The organism is Streptomyces sp. NPDC059679, assembly GCF_042734105.1.
Taxonomy (GTDB): Bacteria; Actinomycetota; Actinomycetes; order Streptomycetales; family Streptomycetaceae; genus Streptomyces.
In genome coordinates this window covers 200,363-218,153 of record NZ_JBHWES010000007.1, presented here as the reverse complement: position 1 = coordinate 218,153, position 17,791 = coordinate 200,363, and the positions used below count along the sequence as shown (strand labels likewise).

The window sequence follows — 17,791 nt, the reverse complement described above, 5'->3', positions numbered from 1 at the left end:
CGCCCGGAGCTACGCCGACGGCGCATACGGGCTCCCGCCCGGCGACTGCCGATACGAGTCGCCGGGCGGGAGCCCGGCCCGCTGAGCCTCGGCTCAGACGAGGACGTTCTTGTAGAAGATGTTGCTGCGGCGGTCGCCCGCCTCACCGGAGGCGAAGCCCAGGAAGAGCCGGACCTCCCCCGCGGCCGTCCGGTACACCCCCATGCCTTCGGGTTCGCGGTAGGTCAGCGTGGAGCCCGCCTGGGTGAAGGCCTTCTGGGTCAGCGCGCCGGTGTTGACGTTGACGCTGGAGACGTAGGCGTTGCCGGGGGACGGGTTGTCGGCGCCGTAGGCGGTGCCGGTCAGCTGGTAGACGTAGGAGCCGTAGAGCGCATAGCCCTGGAAGACGGCGGAGTCGCTGGGCTGGGCGAAGTCCGCCAGTCGGTTGGCGTAGTTCCCGGCCGCGACCTCGTTCACATTGAAGATCGCGTACCGCCTGCTGCCCGCGGTGTTCAGATAGCGGATCGCCATCCGGTTGTTCACCGGGTCGATCGCGCAGGTGGTCTCCGTCGCGTCGGAGACGGGCGAGTGCTTGGTCAGGGCGGAGGAGGTGTTGGACAGGGTCGTCCCGCTGCTCCAGCGGAAGCGGGCCAGCCGTTTGCCGCGGGCGCCGCTGTTGACGTCCACCTCGGTCCACAGATAGGTGTCCGACCCCACGGCCTGCGCGCCGATGGACACGGCGTGTCCGAAGCCGAGCAGATACATATAGCCGAGCTCGTTGCCGGAGAAGTCCAGCTGGGTGATGCACAGATCGCCGCTGCTGTCCGCGGAGCCGTCCTTGAGCTGGGCCACGAACAGGCGCCGGTTGACGTTGTCGAAGGTGAAGGACTGCTGGACCCTCGCGTTGTGCAGCGACGCATGGCGAAAGAGGTCGTACGAGGGCTCAGTCAGCTGGAAGCGCGGGGACGTCGGTACAGCCGTGGGCGCGGCCTCGCTCGCGGTGGCCACCTTGGCGCCCAGGCCGAGCGCGGCGCCCGCCGCGGCGCCGCCGCCGAGCATCAGTAACCGGCGTCTGTTCCAGGTGCGGTCTTGCGTCATGGATCTCTGCTTTCTGTCGGTGATGTGCCGTAGCGCCCCCGTCTCTCGTCGCCGAGGGGCGGGGGCGCTACGCGCGTAGGACCTTCGTGATCCGTCTCCAGATTTGCCCTTGGTACACCTCCTCGAACCGTCAGGTTCATGTCAGGTCATGATCAGTACGCGGTCGGCCAGCCCCCGCTCCAGCTCAGCAGGTTGACGCCGAGCTTCGGGGCCCCGTTGTCCTGGCCGTCGTAGTAGTGGTAGACGAGCAGGTCACCGTCGACGTCGCCCATGACCGACTGCCCGCCGGGGCCGATGTAGCGGCCGTGGGACTCCAGCACCACCGAGCCGCCGTTGTTCATCATGTTGACCCCGTTCTTGTCGAGGTACGGTCCCGTGGGGCTGGTGGCGCGGCCGACCTTGATCTTGTACGTGGAGCTGGTGCCCGCGCAGCAGGTGTCGTACGAGGCGAACAGGTAGTAGTAGCCGTTGCGCTTGACGACCGTGGGCCCCTCGACGGCCTTGGTGCCGGTGGGCCGGGAGGCGATGCTGTAGACGGTCTTGTCGCCCGCGTACTGCTTGCCCGTGGACGGGTCGATGCGGATCATCTTCAGCCCCGACCACCACGAGCCGAAGGACAGCCACCACTTGCCGTCGCCGTCGACGAAGAGGTTGGGGTCGATGGCGTTGTAGTTGCTGCTGCCGGTGGTGGAGTGCACGATGCCGTAGTCGGTCCAGGTGCCCGCCTTGCCGCTGGACGAGGTGGCGAATCCGATCGCGGAGTTGCTGGACCCGAAGGACGAGACGGCGTAGTACATCAGGTACTTGCCGCCCTGGTACGAGATGTCGGGCGCCCAGGGGTCATTGCTGGAGGAGTAGTTCTTCCACCACGACGGCGGGGTGTTGAAGGCGTTCCCCGAGCGGCTGAACGCGATCCGGTCGGTGGAGGTGCGCGCCTCCAGACCGCCGTGGGTGGAGTACAGCAGGTAGGTGCCGTCGCTCGCACGGATCATGGTGGGGTCGTGCACGACGATGTCGCCCGTCACCCGGCCCGGATTGGGGTAGGCGGAGGCGCTGGTCGGCAACAGGGCGAAGGCCGTGGCGGCCGCCAGGACGGCGAGTCGCCGGCCCCTGCGGACACGGCCGCCCGGGCGCGTGCGCGCGGACTTGGCGTGGATCATTCGGCTCTCCTTCGGAATGTTTTCGGTGCCCCTCCGAAACACATGGCGGTACGCGACGCGATGGGCGGCCTCAACACCTCCCTCCTCCCAGGGGATTGACTCGCCTCTCAGCTGCCTCTACGTTCCCTCGAACGTTTCGGTGACGTTCCGGAAGTTTTTCGGAGGCAGGGGAAAGGACGCTCTTGTGATCAAGGTGATGCGCGCCGCTGTGACGGGCGCACTGGCCGTCGCCCTCCTGGGCACGGCGGCGACCGCGCCTAAGGCCCATGCCGGGGACGGCACCGCGGCGGGAACCACGGCGGGGACCACCGGTCGGGTGGACTTCGGCCAACGCCTCCAGCCCATCGACGGCTTCGGCTTCTCGCAGGCATTCCAGCGCGCCGACATCATGCACGGCGCGCGCGGGCTGACCCCCGAACGCCAGCGGGAGGTCCTGGACCTGCTGCTGGACCGGAAGTCCGGGGCCGGTCTGAGCATTCTGCGGTTGGGCGTCGGCTCGTCCTCGGACGAGGTGTACGACCATATGAAGTCGATCCAGCCGACCGACCCGGGCGGCCCCGAGGCCGCACCGCGCTATGAGTGGGACGGCGACGACGGCGGCCAGGTGTGGCTGGCGAGGGAGGCGAAGGCGTACGGCGTCAAGCGCTTCTACGCCGACGCCTGGAGCGCGCCCGGCTATATGAAGACCAACGGCACGGACGCGAACGGCGGGACGCTCAAGCCGGAGTGGCGGCAGGCGTACGCCAACTACCTCGTCCAGTACGCCAAGTTCTACCGCCAGGAGGGCGTCCGCATCACCGACGTCGGCTTCACCAACGAGCCGGACCTCTCCACCTCGTACGCGTCCATGCAGTTCACGCCCGAGCAGGCGGTGGAGACGGTCAAGGCGCTCGGGCCGACCGTGCGGCGGGCCGGGATCGACCTGGTGTGCTGCGACGCCGCCGGATGGGACCAGCAGGCGGCGTTCAGCGCGGCGATCGAGGCGGATCCGCAGGCCGCGGCGTTGGTCGGGGTGCACACCGGCCATCCGTACGTCACCCCCTCCGACCAGCCGCTGCCGACCGACCGCCGCACCTGGATGTCCGAGTGGAGCCCGAACGGCGCGACCTGGAACGAGGCGTGGGACGACGGCTCCGGCTACGACGGTCTGGCCGTCGCCGAGGCCATCCACACCACGCTCGCGGACGCCCGCGCCAGCGCGTATGTGTACTGGTTCGGCGCCTCGATCGGGGCCACGCGCGGGCTGATCCAGCTGGATGGGGCGGACTACCACGTCTCCAAGCGGCTGTGGGCCCTGGGCGCGTACAGCAGGTTCATCCGGCCGGGGGCGGTGCGGGTGGCCGCGTCGACCGAGGCGTCGGGCGTCAAGATCACGGCGTTCCGCAACCAGGACGGGAAGCGGGTGCTGGAAATCCTCAACACGGGGACGGACGCGGTGCGGGCGGACTACGCGCTGACGGGCGGCGGTGCGGGGGGCTCCGCGCGCGGATCGGTGTACCGCACCGATGAGACGCATTCGCTGAGCCGGGTCGGCACGGCGGACGTCCGAGGCGGAAAGCTGGCGGTCGAGCTGCCGGCGCGGTCGCTGACCACGGTGGTGTTGGGGAGCTGAACCGTCCGGCGGTAGGGCCCGCGACGCCGCGCGCCCTACCGCCGGACGGTCCGAGCGTCGCCGGTGGGGCCGGTCCACCCGGCGGTCTGCCGGGCCGGGCGGACCGGACCCACCCCGTGGGGGGACACTCACTGGCCCGCCAGCCCCGTATGGGCCACACCGCGGACGATCTGGCGCTGGAAGAGCGTGAAGACCACCAGCAGTGGCAGGCCGGCGATCACGACCGAGGCCATCATCTGGGCGTACCGCAGCCCGTACGAGGACTGGACGTTGACCAGCCCCACCGGCAGCGTCATCCCGTTCGGGTCGGTCGTGACCAGGAACGGCCACAGGAAGTTGTTCCACGTCGAGATGAAGGTGAAGATCGCCACGGCCGCCAGCACCGGCCGGGACAGCGGCATCACGATGGTCCAGAAGACCCGCCACCGCCCCGCCCCGTCCACGAACGCCGCCTCCTCCAGCTCACGCGGCACCCCGTCGAAGAACTTGACCAGGATGAAGACCATCGCGGGCACGGCGACCTGCGGCAGGATCACGCCCCAGTAGGTGTCGACGAGCCCCATGGAGACCATCTCCGCGAACAGCGGGGCCATCAGCACCTGCGGCGGCACCATGATCCCGGCCAGCACCAGACCGTAGAGCACCTTGCGGCCGCGGAACTCGGTGCGCGAGAAGCCGTACGCGGCCATGGCGCACAGCACCACGGTCAGCAGGGTCGTCATGACCGAGATATAGGCGGAGTTGAACATCCACTGACCGATGTCGCCCGACTTCCACACCTCGCGGTATGCGCCGAAGGTGATCGTCGAGCCGATCCACTTCAGCGGCGTCGTGGTGGTCTCCCCCTCCGGTTTGAGGGAGGTGGCCACCGCCCACGCCAGCGGCAGCACCCACAGCACCACCAGCGCGAGCGCGATCAGCAGCATGGCGATCCGGCCCGGGGACCAGCGGAACCTGCGGCCCGCGCCGGCGTCCGCGCTCGCGCCCGTTTTCGTCCGTGTCCCGGCCGTCTCCTGTGTCACGGCTGTCTCCGCGCTCATATCCGCGCGCCCTCCTCACTCGCGCGGCGGGTCAGCCGCAGTTGGACCAGGGAGACGATCACGATCAGGGCAAAGAAGAGGTACGAGACGGCGGAGGCGTAGCCGATGCGGTAGCCGGTGAAACCGGACTCGAAGACGTACTGCAGGATCGGGCGGGTGGACTCGTCCGGGCCGCCGGCGGTCATGACGTAGACCTGATCGAAGATCTTCAGCGAGGCCAGGATCTGCAGCACGACCACAACGCCCGTGGTGCGCCGCAGCATCGGCAGGGTGATGTTACGCAGCCTGGCCCAGGCGCCCGCGCCGTCCAGCTCCGCCGCCTCGTAGAGGTGTTGCGGAATGGCCTGGAGCGCCGCGAGATACAGCAGGAAGTTGAAGCCGACGGTCCACCAGACGGTGGTCGCGACGATGGACAGCATCGCGTAGCGCTCATCGGTGAGCCAGCCGATGCCGGGGTGCAGACCGAGGGAGGCGAGCGCCTGGTCGGCGAAGCCGAAGTCGGACGGGAAGATCACCCACATGAAGAGCAGCCCGACCACGCCCGACGGCAGCAGGAAGGGCGCGAACCAGCTCAGCCGCCACAGCCACTGGACCACCCGCAGATGATGCGCGAGCAGCGCCAAACCCAGGCCGACGAGGACGAGGGGGATGGTGGACAGGACGGTGAACCAGACGGTGTTCCACAGCGAGGACCACACGTCGGGGTCCTGAAGGGCCTCGGCGTAGTTGTCGAAGCCGATGAAGTGGCTGTCGGTGCCGGTGATGTTGTCGTCGCCGAGGCTCATCTTGACGCCGTACAGCAGCGGCCAGAGGAGGAAGAGGGCGTAGACGAGGAGGAAGGGGGCCACGAAGACCAGCCCGTGCTCGGTCCAGTGGCGGCGTACGGTCCTGGGCGGGGTGGTGGCGGCCGTGGCCTGCGGGGAGCGCGGCGGGGGCGCGGTGACGGTCGGCGCGCTCATTTCGCACCTCCGAAGGGGTCGGGGGTGTCCAGCAGCTCGCGCAGCCGGACCTTGGCCTCTTTCAGCGCGTTCCGGGGCGTGCGGGAGCCGGTGAGCACCCCGGAGAAGACCGAGCCGAGCTCGATCCACATGAGGGAGGCGGAGCCGGCGAACCAGGCTGGCTCGTCGAGCACGACGTCGCCCACGACCGAGCGGTATTCGGACTGCGGCCGGAGCTTGAGATACGCGGGGTTCTCCAGCGTCGGCAGATACGCCGGGACATGACCGCCCTTGGCCCATTCGACGGTGTGCTTGATCATCCAGGCCACGAACTCGTGGGCCGCCTCGTTGGTCCTGCCGCCCCGGTCCCGCTGGTGGGGCAGGACGAAGGAGTGGCAGTCGGCCTGGGCGGTGGGGCGGCCGAAGAGGGCCGGGACCCGGGTCATGGAGAACGGCAGCTTGGTGGTGCGGAAGGAGCTGATCTCCCATTCGCCGTTGAGGTAGAAGCCGGTCTTGCCGCCGTTGAAGACGCCGATGGAGCCCTGGTAGTCGACCCGCCGGTGGCACAGCCCCTCGTCGACGAGCATGGCCATGTACTCGAGCGCCTTGAGCGCCTTGGCGTCGTCGAGGGCGAGGCGGCGGCCGTCGGCGGACAGGATCTTTCCGCCGGTCTGCGAGTAGAACGTGGAGAACACCCGCCAGGGGCCGACGACATCGCCGCCGATGGTCTCGGTGACCAGCCCCGGCGCTCCGGTGACCTTCTTGGCGGTGCGCAGCGCGGCGGTGAACTCCTCGGCGCCGTTGATGGGTTTGAGCTTGCCGTCGGGGCCTAGCAGCCCGGCCTTCTCGCACACCTCGGTGTTGTAGAAGAGCACCATGGGGTGGGTGTCGAGCGGAATGGCGTACTGCTTGCCGCCGACCGCGCCGCGCTTCCAGATGTCCTCGGGGAAGTCGTCGGCGGTCACCCCGTGGTCGGCGAGCAGGTCGAGGTCGAAGGCGTCGAGGAGGCGGCCGGGTGCGAAACCGGCGAGCCGGGCCAGGTGCAGCGCCGCGACCTCGGGAGCGCGCCCGCCCGCGCCCGCCATGCCGAGCTTGGTGTAGTACGGAGAGCCCCACTTAAGCGTGGCGGCCTCCAGGCCGATCGCGGGATGGGCCGCGCTGTAAGCGTCCAGCATCGCCTTCATGTTGACGCCGTCGCCGCCGCCGAAGAGATGCCAGTAGCGCAGCCGGGTCTTGCCCGCGGCGACTGACGAGGGCGCGGCGCAGCCGGCGGCGCCCGCGCCCACCGCCCCGGTGGCGGCGAGGGCGCCGAGCCCGGTGAGCACTCCGCGGCGGGTTGGGGAGGATCGTTGCATTGCGGCTCATTCCTGCTGCACAGGCAGCACTGTTCGCTATTTCGAATGCCGCTCGTAACTTCGGACAGGGAAGATAAGCCGCCGAGGAGTGCGCGTCAACGCTTTGAACACGACTCGCCTCACCCCTTGACCCGTACCGGAGCAAGCGCTTACCGTCCCGCCGTCGGACGTGTGAGGCGGGGATGAGGCGGGGCAACTCATGTTTGAGCTGGGAGATCTGACCGTCCGGTATCCGCGTCACGACGCGGTGGGCGACGTGATCGGTCTGGAGATCTTCGTCCACCGGCTGACCCACCACCCCGGCGACCCCTTCGCACGGATCCGCACCAGCGCCGCCAACGAGGGCGACCGCCCCTTCGCCCTGGACCTGATCTCGTCCTTCACCCTCGGCGGCATCACCCCCTTCGCCGCCGACGACGCCCCGGCCGCCTCGTCGTCCACCGCATCTGCTCGGCCTGGAGCGCCGAGGCCCGGCTGGTCAACCAGACCATGCCGTCCAGCGGGCACGGCCCGAGGCCGGGCCCGAGCATCGCCGCGTCGGCTCGCGGCATGGCCGCAGCCACAAGACGCGAGGGGAACCCTGGGATCCGGGGGCCTCAACTGTGGGCGGGCGTGCATGGCGCGGGCAGGGGGCGGCCCGGCCGCTGTCAGTCGTTCAGCGCGACGATCATCTTGCCGATGTTCGCACCGCGCAGCATGCCCAGGAACGCGTCCACCGCGTTGTCGAGGCCCTTGACCACCGTCTCCCGGTAGTGCAGCTTGCCGTCGCGCAGCCAGCCGCCGACCTCCTCCACGAACTGCTGCTGGAGGTGCTGGTGGTCGTTTACGAGCATGCCCTGAATACGCAGCCGCTTGCCGATGACAAGGGCGAGGTTGCGCGGGGCGGCGGGCGGCTCGGTCACGTTGTACTGGGCGATCATGCCGCAGACGGTGATGCGCCCGTGCACGTTGAGGCGGCCGATGGCGGCCTCCAGGTGCTCGCCGCCGACATTGTCGAAGTAGACGTCGATACCGTCGGGCGCGGCCTCCTTGAGCTGGTCCGCGACCGGGCCGTTCTTGTAGTTGAACGCCGCGTCGAAGCCGTACTCCTCGGTCAGCAGCCTGACCTTTTCGTCGGAGCCCGCGCTGCCGATGACCCGCGAGGCGCCCTTGAGCTTGGCGATCTGGCCGACCTCGCTGCCGACCGCGCCCGCCGCGCCGGAGACGAAGACCGCGTCGCCCTCCTTGAAGGACGCGACCTCGAGCAGGCCCGCGTACGCGGTGAGGCCGGTCATGCCGAGGACGCCGAGGTAGGCGGAGAGGGGGGCCGCAACCGGGTCCACCTTGACCGCGTGCTTGGCCTCCACCTGCGCGTACTCACGCCAGCCGGCGAAGTGCAGGACGTGGTCGCCGACGGCGATACCCTCCGCGTTCGAGGCGATGACCTCGCCCACGGCGCCGCCGTCCATCGGGTGGTCGAGCTTGAACGGCGGGGTGTACGACTTCACATCGTTCATCCGGCCGCGCATATACGGGTCCACCGACATGTACAGGTTGCGGACCAGCACCTGGCCGGGGCCCGGCTCGGTGACGGGGGTCTCGCGCAGCGCGAAGTCCTCCGGCTTCGGCCATCCCTCGGGACGGGCGACGAGGTGCCATTCGCGGCTGGTGGCGGGAATCGCGGGCTTGGGGGCCATGGGGTCCTCCTATTACTTCAGGTGATGAAACAATCATGCTGGTACATATTTCATGATGTCAAATAAATGGGTACCCTGGTCCCCATGACCTCCAGTACCGAACCTCCTGATCCGCTGACGCTCGAAGTCGTCGAACTCATCGGCACCATCGTCGCTCGCTATCACGAGGAATACGAGACGGCCGCCGGGAAGCACTCCCTGACCGGCGCGCAGGCGCGGGTGCTCGGACTGCTGTCCCGGGGCCCGACGCCCATGCGCCATATCGCACAGCAGCTGAAGTGCGAGCCGTCGAACGTCACCGGGATCATCGACCGCCTGGAGGCCCGCGGCCTCGCCGAGCGCCGCCTGGACCCGGCCGACCGCCGCGTCAAGCTCGCCGCCGCGACGGACCGGGGCAAGGAGACCGCCGACCGGCTGCGCGGCTCACTCGACTTCGCACGCGCGCCGCTGGCCGGGCTGTCGGAGCAGGAGCGCACGGTACTGCGCGACCTGCTCAAGCGGATGCTCGGGACGGACTCGGTCTGATCCCCCGCCCGGGACGGGCGGGGGCCGGGCTTGGTCCCGGGTCCCGCCCAGCTCCGGGCCGGGCCAGGTCGGCGGCCCTTCTCAGGTGCACCACCACAGGAAGCGGTCGCAGGTCTCCGTGGGCGAGGGCGTTGGCTGGGACGGGGACGAGATGGTGGGGCCTGGGTCGGAGGGCGAGGTCGGGGGCCGGGTGGCCCCGCCTCCCCCGCCGCCCGTGGCGGAGGGCGTGGCGGAGGAACCGCCCGTACCGCCGTCGGCCGACGAGGAGCCGTCCGCGCTGGGCGACTTGCTGCCCTTGGACTCCTTCTCGCCCTTGCCCGAGCCGTCCTCGCCGTCGCCCTTGCCCTCGTCCGCGCCGCTCGCGTCGTCCGCGCCCGCGGACGGCGCCTCGCCCGGCGCGCCGCTGTGGCGCGTACGCGGTCCGCTGGAGTCCCCCTCGCCCGGGCTGTGGTCCGCTTCCGGCGACGTATCGGGGCTGGACGAGGACGAGGGCTCATGGAAGATGCCGCCCTCCGTGGCGATTTCCGCCACGAACAGCCCGGCCAGCACGGGGCCGAGCACCGACGCCATGATCGTCACCCGGCGCCCCCGCCCGCGCCGCGCCCGGCGCGCCCGGCCGCCGACGAGGCCGCGGGGCTTTGGCTTTCTGCGGGACGCCTTGCGCCGGTCCGCGCGGGTCGAGGCGGCACCGGGGGCCGCGGAGAGCTCGCCGTCGACGTCCTCGCCGACGACGTCACCCTTGCCGGCCTCGCCGACTGCCTCGTCCCTGCCGATGACCTCGCCCAGGGCTTCGGCTTCGGTCTCGGCTTCGGTCTCGCCGGTGTAGGCCGCGCGGCCTGTCCCGCGGTCGGCCCAGCCGTAGTCGACCGCGGCGGTTTCGGCGGCGGGGTACGGAGACTCCTCGGCGTACGCGCCGCAACCGGGGCAGGCGAGAGCGCCGTTGAGGTGGCGGCGACAGGCAGGACAGTAATCCATTTCGCCGGGCAGGTTATGTGCCCGGCGGGTAGCGGAGGAACCGCGGATTGTGAGAATCCTGTGCAAGGATCGGATTCGCGCCGCGCCTGTTTCCGCTTGACCGAAATTGTCCGCCTCGGCGGCTCAGCCCACTCAGCGCCGCTGCCTCAGATCTCCGCAGCCCTCAGCCCTTGAACGCCGGCTGCGCAAGCCCCTGCCCCGCCCCCGCGAGGACCAGCACCGACCCGGCGAGCGGCTGCTCGGCGGGGCCGAGCCCGACCCTGGCCGAGGTCACATACAGGTCGGTCAGGCCGGAGCCACCGAAGGCGCACGCGGTCGGGCGGCGCACCGGCAGCTCGACCACCCGGTCGAGCGTGCCGTCCGGGGTGTAGCGGCGGACCGCGCCGCCGTCCCACAGCGCGACCCAGACACAGCCGTCGGCGTCCACGCACAGCCCGTCGGGGAAACCGGCGCCGTCCTCGATCCGTACGAAGGGGCGGCGGCCCGTGACTCCCTCGCCCGCCACGTCGAAGACGTCGATCCGGCAGGTCGGGGTGTCGGCGTAGTACATGAGGCTGCCGTCCGGGCTCCAGCCGGTGCCGTTGCTGACCGTGACGTCGGGCAGGATCTCCGTACGGGAGCCGTCCGGGGCGATACGGGTCAGCGTGCCGCCGCCCGTCGCCTCGTCGTAGCGCATGGTGCCCGCCCACAGCGAGCCGTCCGGCGCCACGGCGGCGTCGTTGCCGCGGCGGCCGGGGACCGGCTCGTGGGCCAGCCAGGAGAACGCGCCGTCGGCTCCGTACAGGCCGATGCCGTCGCGGAGGTTGACCACCAGACCGCCGCCCGCGCGGGGCTTGGCCGCGCCGACGTGCTGTTCGGTCGCCAGAACCGTGCGCCGGCCGTCGGCCGGGTCGTAGGTGTGCACGCGGGACGAGAGGATGTCGACCCAGATCAGCCGCTGCGCGGCGGCGTCCCAGGTCGGGCCCTCGCCCAGCTCGGCGGCCGCCCGGACGGCGACGTCCAGTCCGCCACCGGTACCAGCACCGACGCCGGTCGCGTCATTCGTCTCGCTCATGCTCCACGCCTCCGGTGTCCGAGCCGGGCCGACAGTTCTCCCGCGCCCTTGGCGGCCAGCTCCGCCAGTTCCTCCTGCCGCTCCTCGCTCCAGCGGATCATCGGCACCGAGATGGACAGCGCCGCCACGACCTTGCCGGCCGAGTCCCGCACCGGGGCCGCCACGCAGCTCACGTCCGGGTTGGACTCGCGCTGCTCGACGGCGATGCCGCGCTCGCGGATGGCGACGAGGTGGCGGCGCAGATCCTGCGGGGAGGTGATGCTGTTGTCCGTCATCGCGGCCAGCGGCTTGTCCTCCGGGATACGGGCGGCCAGGTCCTCCTCCGAGAGGGAGGCGAGCAGCATCTTGCCGACCGAGGTGCAGTGGGCGGGCAGCCGGCGGCCGGCGGCGGAGACCATGCGTACGGCGTGGGTGGAGTCGACCTTGGCGACATAGATCACGTCCGCGCCTTCGAGGATGGCGACATGGACGGTCTCGTCGCAGGTCTCGGCGACGCTGCGGGCCACCTGCTGCCCCTCGGCGGCCAGGTCGAGCTGCTCGGCGTATCGGCTGCCCAGCTGGTACGGGCGCACCCCAAGACGGTAGCGACCGGGCTGGTCGGGGACTTGCACGAGGTAGGAGCGAGCGGCCAGGGTGGTCACCAGCTCATGGACCGTCGTACGGGGCAGCCCGAGCTTGCGGGTGATCTCGGGTGCGGAGAGCGTGCCGTCCCCGTCGAGGAAGAGCTCGAGTATGTCCAGGGCCCGGGTCACTGCGGGCACCAAGCGTCCCATGTCGCTCGCCCACCCCTTCTGGTCCAGTTGGCACCATCTGTTCGAGATTCCGGCCAGCGGCCGGTATCGCGAACAGATTACGCAGGGGTGACTTCTCCAGGCAATGGCCAGGCGTTGGTACCCCTGGGTAACGTCGGGGTGCGTCACGATGGCGCCATGAACTCCGCGCTCGACCCCTCGGCCGACTCCTTCCCCACGCCCTTCCCCTTCGTACTGGTGCTGCTGCGGAGAATGGCCGATTATCACCCGGACCTGGTCGAGGGCGCACTGCGCGAGCTGGGCTTCAGCCGCTCCGTGATGCGTGAGGCCAACCGCCGCTGGCAGGCCATGCGGCGCTCACCGCGGCGCCGGTCCGCGGTCACCCACTACCGTTCCGTACTCGGCGCACCCGAGACCACGGCCACCCGCCGGATCGGCGATCTGAGCTGCGACGCGCTGAGCTGGCCGGTGCCGCTGTGGCCGGATCTGCGGTTCGAGGTGCTGACCGTGCCTGGCGGCGGGGTGTGGAACGAGTGGCTGGTGCGCTCGCCCGGCGCCGCCGGGCCCCGGCCGCGTACGGCCTGTGACCTGACACCCTGGTCCTGCACGGTGGACGAGGTGGCGAAGGCTTTCGCGCCCGCCCGGCCGATGGAGGGCTCGGCGCCCACCCGCTGGCGGCTGGCCTTCACGGCCCCGGACGGAAAAGGTGAACTCCACCACTGTGTGGCGGAGTTCACCTGGGGGCTGCTGCAGCGTGTTGACGCCGTCAGGCCAGCTTCGCCGACAGAGTGATCGTCGTACCGGCGAGCGCCTGGCTCACCGGGCAGTTCTTCTTGGCCTCCTCGGCGGCCGCGACGAACGCGTCCTCGTCCACGCCCTCGACCGTGCCCTCCACGGTGAGGTGGATACCGGTGATGCCGGTGCCCGGCTGGAAGGTGACGTCGGCCTGCGTGGTCAGCTGCGTCGGCGGGGTCCCGGCCTGGGTGAGGCCGTGCGACAGCGCCATCGAGAAGCAGCTGGAGTGCGCGGCCGCGATCAGCTCCTCCGGGCTGGTCTTGCCGTTCGCCTGCTCGGCGCGGGAGGGCCAGGAGACCGGCTGCTCGCCGATCCCGGAGGAGTCGAAGGTCACCGCCCCTTTGCCCTCGGTCAGATTGCCGTGCCAGACGGTGTGCGCGGTGCGCGTCGTAGCCATGCTTCCTGCCTTCTGTGAGCTTCTGCGAGCTTCGTCTTTGAGCTTCTGCCGGCTTCGCTTCCGGGAGCCGTGGATCACCTGCCGGTGATCAGCCGGTGATCACCCCTGAGCCTACGACCCGGAACCCACGTTCCACGCGACAACGGCGGGTCGGCCGTGCTCGGTTCCGATGCGGCTGACGGTCGCCGTGTCGAGCCGGAAGAGCGCGCCGCCGGAGGGCGGCAGTCCGAGGCGGCGCGCGGTGAGGACGCGCAGCACATGGCCGTGGGCGACGAGGACCACATCGCCGCGGTCGGCGCGCAGCTCGGCCTCGATGGCGGCCAGCACCCGGTCGACGCGGGCGCCGATCCGCTCGGGCGTCTCGCCGGGGTGCTCGGGGTCACCCGGGGCGACCCCATCGGTCCACAGGTTCCAGTCGGGCCTGGTGCGGTGGATCTCGTCGGTGGTGATGCCCTCGTAGCCGCCGTAGTCCCACTCCCGCAGGTCCGGCTCGATCCGTGCCCCCTCGATCCCCGCGAGCCGGGCCGTGGTCACGGCCCGGCGCATGGGGCTGACGAGGGCGAGCGCGATCTTGCGGTCGGCGAGCAGCGGGCGCAGCGAGCGGGCCTGTTCCTCGCCGCGTGGCGTGAGCGGCAGATCGGTCCAGCTGGTGTGTCTGCCCGACCGGCTCCACTCTGTCTCGCCGTGCCGGATCAGCACCAGCTCACCCATGGCTGCCCGGCGCTCCCGCCTCGCCCGCCTCCGCCTTCTCCTGGGCCGCCTTCTGCTGGGCCTCGGCGACGGAGGCGCGGACCTCGTCCATGTCGAGGCCGCGGGCCTGGCCGATGATGTCCTCCAGGGCCGGCTCGGGGAGGGCGCCGGGCTGGGCGAAGACCGCGATGTTCTCGCGCACGATCATCAGGGTCGGGATGGACTGGATGTCGAACGCGGCGGCGAGCTCGGGCTGCGCCTCGGTGTCGACCTTCGCGAAGACCAGGTCCTGGTGCTTGTCGGCGGCCCGCTCGTAGACAGGTGCGAACATTCGGCACGGACCGCACCAGGAGGCCCAGAAGTCGATCAGGACGAAGTCGTTTCCCGAGACGATCTCGTCGAAGTTGTCCTTGGTGAGTTCAACGGTGCTGCTCATGCCTGCGCTACCTGCTTCCATGCTGTCGGCAGTGGGCCTGCCCTGCCATCCGCAGTGGCCCGGACCGCGTCAACCAGGTCGCCTCAGGTGGTATTCCCGCCCTGCTCACACGGTCGTGACCTGCGGCGGCCGTGGCCTCACGCGGCCGTGGCCTCAGGCGATCTCCGCCGTGTCGATCCAGGTGACGCGGTGTGCCTCGGTGGGGTCGGGGGTCTCCCAGCGGCGGATCAGCCGGTCGATGACCGCTTCGGGCACCGGCCTGGGCCGGGCGGCGTTACGGGCGCGCAGCACCGCGGGCGGCGCCTCGAGCGCCACCAGCTCGACCCGCCCGCCGTACGCGGCCACCAGCCCCACGCACTGCTCGCGCAGCCGCCGCGAGACGTTGGTGGCGTTCCAGACGAACGGCTCGCCCGCGCGCAGATGCCCCCGCGCCGCCTCCCGCGCGGCCGCCACCACCGGGGCCTGGTCGGCCGCCGGATCCACGCCCAGCCCGGCGCGGAGCGCGTCCAGGCTGACCACGGGCAGACCTGGGCGGTGGGCACCGATCCAGTGGTCCTTGCCGACGCCGGGCAGCCCCGACAGGACGGTCACCGTCATCCGGGTGTCGTCGTACGCGGCGTAGTCCGGATCCCGGCCGGGGGTGCGGAAGTACTCGAAGCGAGCGTGGTCGGAGGGGAACCGGCGCGGCGCGGCCAGGCACGTCTGCTCGGCGCAGTACTCGCGGTACAGGTCGACGTGTCCCAGCATCACGTCCGTATCGCCGCAGATCCGGCCGAGGATATCGGCCCGCGCCAGCACCGCCAGGTCGTCGTTGCTGGCCAGCAGGGAGGCCCGGAAGGCGATGCGCTCCAGGTCCGGCCGCTCCAGCGCCCAGAACGGCACCTGGTGGTGCCGGACCAGGGCGGCGACGTGCTCACGCCAGGCGATGGGCGCCCCCAGCTCCCACAGCACTCTGCGCGCGATCAGCTCGCCGCGCCGGGAGTGGCCGCGGGCGGTGATCCGCCCGTCGGGGTCGGTGGCGGTGCAGTCCGGCTTCGCCGCGTCGTGCAGCAGCACGGCGGCGAACAGCAGCGCCCGCCCGGCCGCGGTCCTGGCCCGCCACTCGGGCAGCCCCGCCAGCGCCTCGGCGGCCATACGGGTGTGGGTGGCCACATCGCCCTCGCCGTGGTGGGCGGCGTCCTGCGGTACGCCCTCCAGGCGGCGGATCCACGGGTACGCCCCGACGATCCGCTCCCAGGGGACCGTCCAGTCCGGCGGTGCGGGGCACAGATCGAGCAGTTCCCGGAAGGGGCCCTCATCCTGGAAGGGGCCCTCAAGCGCGCGCATACATCACCGCCGGGTCCCGCAGCCGGTTGGGTACGATCGGGCGGTCGAGCCAGTGCGTACCCGAGTCCAGCACGCTGGTCAGGAAGCCGGCCCGCACCCACTTGTAGCGACCGGCCACCACGCCGTCCTCCTCGACCTTCACATACAGGCCCTCCATGAAGTCCGAGGTGTCGGACTCCGCGGCCACCCGCTCAGGGTCGAGCCCGCCCGCCCCGGCCGTCTCCCGCAGCGCCGCCCGCCACCCCTCCGTACGGCATGTCGAGGGCCCGACGAACGCGGTCAGCGCGTCCAGGCTGCTCAGCGGCCCGGTGTGCAGCACGGGCACCGAGTGCACCGGAAGCCCCTCCAGCAGCTCACCGCGCCGGACGGTGGACAGGAACACGCCCTCGTCGCGGTCCAGTACGTCGAATTCGCAGAAGTAGTGCGGCAGGGCGTCGTAGTACACCGTGTGCTTGGCGTACAGCCACTCGCCGTACAGCACATAGCGGCTCCCCAGCCGCGGCCACAACAGATCCCGGACCAGCGCCGCCCACGCCTTGAACGGCGAGAAGTGACGCTCCCGGGGCCCGCCGGTGAGGAAGTGGCCACGGCTCTGCAGCCGCAGCTCCCCGTCCGGTGTGAAGCTGATCGCCGCGTTGGCGCCGTCGAGCTTCTCCTCGACCACGAGGTACCGGCCCGCGATATCGGCGAACGGTACGGCGGCCAGGTCCTCGTCGCCGGGTTGGAGTCGGGAGCCCTGGAGATGCGGGGTCCTCGGGTACTTGCGGATCACGGAATTCTTTGTATGCCGTACGCGACGGATCGGGCAACGAGGTTTTACAAGGCCTGGGGGCATGCGAAGGCCGGACCCGCGCTGTATGGGTCCGGCCTTCTCGCGTCCGAGTCACGCGCAGCCCGCAGCGTGGATAGGACGTCTTCCACGGTAGGGCGCGGCACTGACAACGGGCCGGTGCGGCGGGAGCAGTATGGAGAGAGCGACGAATGAGCAGGGCGGGGTCGAGGGGGAACCGTGGACATCGCGACCATGACGACGCAGTGGCTGACACCGCAAGAACGGTTCGGCTGGTGGCACGACATGACGGCTTCGACGCTGATCCCGACCGCCATGGGCAGCGACCGGGCGGCGGACTTCGATGCCTCGGCCCGGGTGCTGAACCTCGGTGACGTCCAGGTCTCGGACATGACCTACCCCATGCTGACCGTGACCCGGACCCCGCGGCTGATCCAGCGCAGCGACCCCGGCTATGTGCAGCTGTCGCTCACGCTCTCCGGGAACATGGGGTTGACGCAGTTCCGGAGGCACACCCTGCTCGGCGCCGGGGACCTGGCGGTGTACAGCTCCTCGGAGCCGTTCGACGGCTGGGCGAGCCCCGAGGGCGCGGCGCCGGTCCGCCAGTTACTTCTGCATCTGCCCCGGGCGGCGCTGCCGCTGACCGGGCGGCAGGTGGACCGCCTCGCGGCCACCCGGATACCCAGTGGCGAGGGATTCGCCTCGCTGCTCTCCCAGTTCCTCACGCATGTCGCCCGCCATCCGCGGCAGTTCGCCCCTCAGGACGCGCCCCGGCTGTCCACCACCCTCGTCGATCTGCTCGCCCACACCATCGCGCAGCGGCTGGACGCCATGTCCGCCCTGCCGCCGGAGAGCCGGGAGCGCGCGCTGCTCCTCCGGGTGCAGGAGTTCATCCGCCGACACCTGCCCGACCCCGGCCTCACCCCGTCCGCCGTCGCCGCGGCCCACCACATGTCCCCTCGCTCGCTCCACCGCCTCTTCCAGCGGCACGGCCTGACCGTGGCGTCCTGGATCCGCCACCAGCGCCTCGAACGCTGCCGCCGCGACCTCGCCAACCCCCGGCTCGCCGGGCGGCCGATCCAGGCCACCGCCGCGACGTGGGGGTTCTCCCGGCCGGGCGACTTCACCCGCGCCTTCCGCAGCGCCTACGGCGTATCGCCGAGCGAATACCGCCACAAGACCTGAATCGCCTG

18 protein-coding genes are annotated in these 17,791 nt (G+C 70.8%); 4 read left to right on the top strand and 14 right to left on the bottom strand.

The features are described 5' to 3' along the window. Window positions 1-93: 93 nt before the first annotated feature. Window positions 94-1,077 (bottom strand): teichoic acid biosynthesis protein C, encoded by a 984-nt coding sequence (locus tag ACFV2X_RS11670; RefSeq protein WP_385614502.1) that lies wholly within the window; start codon window positions 1,075-1,077, stop codon window positions 94-96. Window positions 1,078-1,229: 152 nt separating this feature from the next. Continuing rightward, window positions 1,230-2,237, bottom strand: coding sequence for an arabinan endo-1,5-alpha-L-arabinosidase (locus ACFV2X_RS11665; protein WP_385614500.1), 1,008 nt, complete (start codon window positions 2,235-2,237; stop codon window positions 1,230-1,232). A 196-nt stretch (window positions 2,238-2,433) separates the two neighbouring features. Here ACFV2X_RS11665 and ACFV2X_RS11660 point away from each other — a divergent pair, with 196 nt between their 5' ends. Next, window positions 2,434-3,849, top strand: coding sequence for a glycoside hydrolase (locus ACFV2X_RS11660; protein WP_385614497.1), 1,416 nt, complete (start codon window positions 2,434-2,436; stop codon window positions 3,847-3,849). 128 nt (window positions 3,850-3,977) lie between these two features. Here the strand turns inward: ACFV2X_RS11660 and ACFV2X_RS11655 are convergent, their stop codons facing one another. The 4 genes from ACFV2X_RS11655 to ACFV2X_RS11640 all read right to left on the bottom strand — a co-directional run bounded on the left by ACFV2X_RS11655 (window position 3,978) and on the right by ACFV2X_RS11640 (window position 8,858). Next, window positions 3,978-4,889 (bottom strand): carbohydrate ABC transporter permease, encoded by a 912-nt coding sequence (locus tag ACFV2X_RS11655; protein ID WP_385614494.1) that lies wholly within the window; start codon window positions 4,887-4,889, stop codon window positions 3,978-3,980. Further along, window positions 4,886-5,848 (bottom strand): carbohydrate ABC transporter permease, encoded by a 963-nt coding sequence (locus ACFV2X_RS11650; RefSeq protein WP_385614491.1) that lies wholly within the window; start codon window positions 5,846-5,848, stop codon window positions 4,886-4,888. The genes ACFV2X_RS11655 and ACFV2X_RS11650 overlap by 4 nt, the downstream gene beginning before the upstream one ends. Then, window positions 5,845-7,182, bottom strand: coding sequence for an extracellular solute-binding protein (locus ACFV2X_RS11645; protein WP_385614489.1), 1,338 nt, complete (start codon window positions 7,180-7,182; stop codon window positions 5,845-5,847). The genes ACFV2X_RS11650 and ACFV2X_RS11645 overlap by 4 nt, the downstream gene beginning before the upstream one ends. Before the next feature lie 647 nt (window positions 7,183-7,829). Next, on the bottom strand, window positions 7,830-8,858 hold the full coding sequence (locus tag ACFV2X_RS11640) for an NADP-dependent oxidoreductase (protein WP_385614486.1): 1,029 nt from the start codon (window positions 8,856-8,858) through the stop codon (window positions 7,830-7,832). 66 nt (window positions 8,859-8,924) lie between these two features. Here ACFV2X_RS11640 and ACFV2X_RS11635 point away from each other — a divergent pair, with 66 nt between their 5' ends. Next, a complete protein-coding gene (locus ACFV2X_RS11635; protein WP_385614484.1) occupies window positions 8,925-9,383 on the top strand; it encodes a MarR family winged helix-turn-helix transcriptional regulator in 459 nt (152 codons plus the stop codon). Window positions 9,384-9,464: 81 nt separating this feature from the next. Here the strand turns inward: ACFV2X_RS11635 and ACFV2X_RS11630 are convergent, their stop codons facing one another. The 3 genes from ACFV2X_RS11630 to ACFV2X_RS11620 form a co-directional block, all read right to left on the bottom strand. Further along, window positions 9,465-10,358: a hypothetical protein gene (locus ACFV2X_RS11630; RefSeq protein ID WP_385614483.1), complete on the bottom strand. Its 894-nt coding sequence runs from the start codon at window positions 10,356-10,358 to the stop codon at window positions 9,465-9,467. Between the two features lie 163 nt (window positions 10,359-10,521). Continuing rightward, window positions 10,522-11,412 carry an SMP-30/gluconolactonase/LRE family protein gene (locus ACFV2X_RS11625; protein ID WP_385614481.1) on the bottom strand — a complete coding sequence of 297 codons (891 nt, stop codon included), beginning with the start codon at window positions 11,410-11,412 and terminating at the stop codon, window positions 10,522-10,524. Next, window positions 11,409-12,185: an IclR family transcriptional regulator gene (locus tag ACFV2X_RS11620; protein ID WP_385614478.1), complete on the bottom strand. Its 777-nt coding sequence runs from the start codon at window positions 12,183-12,185 to the stop codon at window positions 11,409-11,411. The genes ACFV2X_RS11625 and ACFV2X_RS11620 overlap by 4 nt, the downstream gene beginning before the upstream one ends. Before the next feature lie 156 nt (window positions 12,186-12,341). Here ACFV2X_RS11620 and ACFV2X_RS11615 point away from each other — a divergent pair, with 156 nt between their 5' ends. Then, window positions 12,342-12,956: a hypothetical protein gene (locus ACFV2X_RS11615; protein ID WP_385614475.1), complete on the top strand. Its 615-nt coding sequence runs from the start codon at window positions 12,342-12,344 to the stop codon at window positions 12,954-12,956. Here the strand turns inward: ACFV2X_RS11615 and ACFV2X_RS11610 are convergent. The 5 genes from ACFV2X_RS11610 to ACFV2X_RS11590 form a co-directional block, all read right to left on the bottom strand. Continuing rightward, the gene (locus ACFV2X_RS11610; RefSeq protein ID WP_385614473.1) at window positions 12,931-13,356 is read right to left on the bottom strand and encodes an OsmC family protein; all 426 of its coding nucleotides are present in this window, start codon (window positions 13,354-13,356) and stop codon (window positions 12,931-12,933) included. The genes ACFV2X_RS11615 and ACFV2X_RS11610 overlap by 26 nt on opposite strands. 111 nt (window positions 13,357-13,467) lie before the next feature. Further along, window positions 13,468-14,067 carry a histidine phosphatase family protein gene (locus ACFV2X_RS11605; protein WP_385614471.1) on the bottom strand — a complete coding sequence of 200 codons (600 nt, stop codon included), beginning with the start codon at window positions 14,065-14,067 and terminating at the stop codon, window positions 13,468-13,470. Next, window positions 14,060-14,482, bottom strand: a complete 423-nt coding sequence (trxA, locus tag ACFV2X_RS11600) for a thioredoxin (protein WP_385614468.1) — start codon at window positions 14,480-14,482, stop codon at window positions 14,060-14,062. The genes ACFV2X_RS11605 and trxA overlap by 8 nt, the downstream gene beginning before the upstream one ends. A gap of 153 nt (window positions 14,483-14,635) precedes the next feature. Beyond that, window positions 14,636-15,808: an AAA family ATPase gene (locus ACFV2X_RS11595; RefSeq protein WP_385614465.1), complete on the bottom strand. Its 1,173-nt coding sequence runs from the start codon at window positions 15,806-15,808 to the stop codon at window positions 14,636-14,638. Then, on the bottom strand, window positions 15,795-16,580 hold the full coding sequence (locus tag ACFV2X_RS11590) for an RNA ligase family protein (RefSeq protein ID WP_385614463.1): 786 nt from the start codon (window positions 16,578-16,580) through the stop codon (window positions 15,795-15,797). Before ACFV2X_RS11590 ends, ACFV2X_RS11595 begins: the two co-directional genes overlap by 14 nt. A 237-nt stretch (window positions 16,581-16,817) precedes the next feature. Between ACFV2X_RS11590 and ACFV2X_RS11585 the strand changes: the two genes are divergently transcribed. After that, window positions 16,818-17,783: a helix-turn-helix domain-containing protein gene (locus ACFV2X_RS11585; protein ID WP_385614460.1), complete on the top strand. Its 966-nt coding sequence runs from the start codon at window positions 16,818-16,820 to the stop codon at window positions 17,781-17,783. Window positions 17,784-17,791 lie beyond the last annotated feature (8 nt).